This window comes from Flavobacterium sp. (genome assembly GCF_025352425.1).
Lineage (GTDB): Bacteria > Bacteroidota > Bacteroidia > Flavobacteriales > Flavobacteriaceae > Flavobacterium.
Genome location: NZ_JANXTI010000017.1, coordinates 1 through 2,747, shown reverse-complemented (window position 1 = coordinate 2,747; position 2,747 = coordinate 1). Strand labels below are relative to the sequence as shown.

2 protein-coding genes are annotated in these 2,747 nt (G+C 32.5%); both read left to right on the top strand.

Going from position 1 to position 2,747, the window contains the following annotated elements; translation table 11 throughout:
• Positions 1–174 precede the first annotated feature (174 nt).
• Positions 175–1,893, top strand: coding sequence for a TerB family tellurite resistance protein (locus tag Q0Q99_RS02120; protein ID WP_293890732.1), 1,719 nt, complete (start codon positions 175–177; stop codon positions 1,891–1,893).
• A 1-nt stretch (position 1,894) separates the two neighbouring features.
• Positions 1,895–2,671 carry a hypothetical protein gene (locus Q0Q99_RS02115; RefSeq protein ID WP_293890729.1) on the top strand — a complete coding sequence of 259 codons (777 nt, stop codon included), beginning with the start codon at positions 1,895–1,897 and terminating at the stop codon, positions 2,669–2,671.
• Positions 2,672–2,747 lie beyond the last annotated feature (76 nt).

The following is a 2,747-nucleotide window of genomic DNA, read 5'->3' as shown; positions in this document are numbered from 1 at the left end:
AGCTGTCCGAAAACAGATTTACTAGAAAAATAATTACTTTTACTCATCGTTATTTGAATTTTTGCAACTCTAAATTACGATTTTAATTGAGAAGCCATTTTTATGGCTTCTTTTTTATTTACTTTTATCGGACAACAATGATATATAAAGTAATAATTTAAAAAAAATATCAAAATGAAACAAAACGCTTTAAAACAAGTTGAGCCAATTACAGTTGCTCAAATTAAGGATACTCTTAAGAAAATTGCTCCGGACAAATTTGATAAAATGATTATTACAGATGGTCAATCTGTAAAAAGAGGTAATTATGTTTACGCAAAATTGAAATTTGAAAAAGTTGAACGACAAGTTGAACAAATAAAATTTCCGTTACACGGTGCTATAAAAGACAACTTTGCCGAACTCGAAGGCGGGGAAGGGAAATTAGGAGATAAAGCTCCTATAAATTCTAATAAACTTTTTGAAACACTAAAAAGTAATTACCAAATAACGGGGAAAGGTGCAAATAGCAATCAAGCAAAAGACGCTTTTAACTATCCGCTTGATGAAGCCAATGGTGAAATTGCCAAGCAACAAAAAAAATATTTCTTCCCTGATTTAACCTATCAAGAAACTTGTGAAGAATGCAAAGGAGAAAAATATGTAAAATGTACAGATAGCGAATGTGATGGTCGCCATAATTGGACATGTACAGATTGCCATGGTGATGGAAAAGTAACTTGTAAAGATTGCGGTGGTGATGGGAAAATTACTTGTAAAGAATGTAAGGGTCACGGATATACAAAATGTGGTGGTGGAGCAGGTGGATTTATTGGAAGAAATGTTTTGTCTGGTCAAAATTTACACCTTGGCGGTTGTGGTGGAACTGGACAAATTAAAGATGGAGATAGGTATCGTTCATGCAAAACCTGTCATGGTAAAGGCGAAATAGCATGTAAAGACTGCGGAACAAAAGGTGAAGTAAAATGTGATAAATGTTCAGGTCGTGGTGAAGTGCAATGTAGAGATTGTTCGGGTAAAGGTGATATTACATGCTCTGTTTGTTATGGTGACAAAGAAAGATATGGCAAAGTAGATTGTCCTGAATGTGCTACAATTGGTATAGTTGCACAAGTTGTTTATGTTGACAGTTTTGTTAGCCAAAATGAAAATGAAAAAGTAATTTTAAAAGGTGACAAACTAAATATATCCGACAATAATGTTACAAAACATGTAAAATCAAATCAATCAGGGCAAGTTGTATTCAAGAAAGTAAATGAAAAGATTGAGGAAAATTATGATGAATTCAGCAAAGAATATGCTGAAATATTTGAAAAAGATTTGGGGCTAAATAAAAATAATTATCCACTTGTGACGAAAGAGGAAATGTATTATCAAGTAGTGCCATGTGTTGAATTAAGTTACAAACACATGTTGACTAATACAGTTCACGAGTTTACTATTGTGAATATTTGGGATAATCCTGAAATTATCTTCCATAGTGAACCCGAACAACTTAAACAAGATTTAGGTAACGCAACAAAAGCAGTTGGTGGATTTTTCGGTAAACTATTTAAAACAAAAGGGTTCAAAACAAAAGAGGATAAGAAAAATGAAATCACTTTACTAATCCATCTTGCAAAAATTGACGGTAAAATTGAAGATGAAGAAAAAATATCATTGTCAGAAGCAATTGGGCACTTGGAAGAATTCACAAATTCTGAAAAGCAACAACTTTTTGATTTAATGAATTCAGCAACTTTACCACCATTGTCAAAAAACGACACTGTATTTAGCTCAAAAGAAAGAGCAAATGAAGTTGTAGAAAAACTAACAAAACTTGCAATGGCAGACGGTGAACTTGAAGGACTTGAAAAGGAATTTATTGATAAAATAAAAAGTTTAATCGGTTAAAATGAATTCTGAATTAGAAAAACTAATTGAGCTTACACTTGCTGACGGACAATTGACCGACAAGGAAAGAACTGTTCTATTTCGTAAGGCAAAGGAATTAGGTGTTGCCGAAGATGAACTTGAAATTGTGCTTGATGGAAAATTATTTGCTTTACAAAGGAATTCACAAAGCAATTCCGTTAAATATGGTGATGTTAAAAAATGTCCTTCTTGTAATGCACAAATAAATTCTTTTTCATCTGTTTGCGGTGATTGCGGTTATGAGTTTAGAAACATAGGAGCAAATACTTCTGTTAAAGAGTTATCTCAAAAATTGGATAATGTTGTTTCAGAATGTGGAATAAAGTCATATAAACATATGGTTGGCAGGGGATATGGTGACGAAGAAACAGCAAGACGAGACGACATTACTGCCAAACAAAAATATGTAATTAAAAATTTTCCCGTTCCAAATACAAGGGAAGATATTTTAGAATTACTTTATTTTATTCAACCAAAAATTGAGATTGGATTTCGAGCAGACAAGAATGTATTTGACTGGCGAAACAAATACAGGGAAATAATTAATCGTGCAAAATCTTCTTATAGGTCAGACAAAAAAGTATTTGAGGAAATAGCACAAATGGAAAGCAACCTAAAAAATAGCAACACCATCGGTTATATTGTTTGCCTTTATTCTACTTCAAGTGCTATGTTTAAATGGGTTTTGTCAATGCTTGGTATAATGGCAGGTTGCGGAATTGCGTATTTGATTTTAAAAATATTCAACATAAAATAAAAAATAACATGGCACTATTCGGAAATAAAGCAGAAGGCGGATTAATGGATGTAATCCGTTGCGATGAACAAGAATA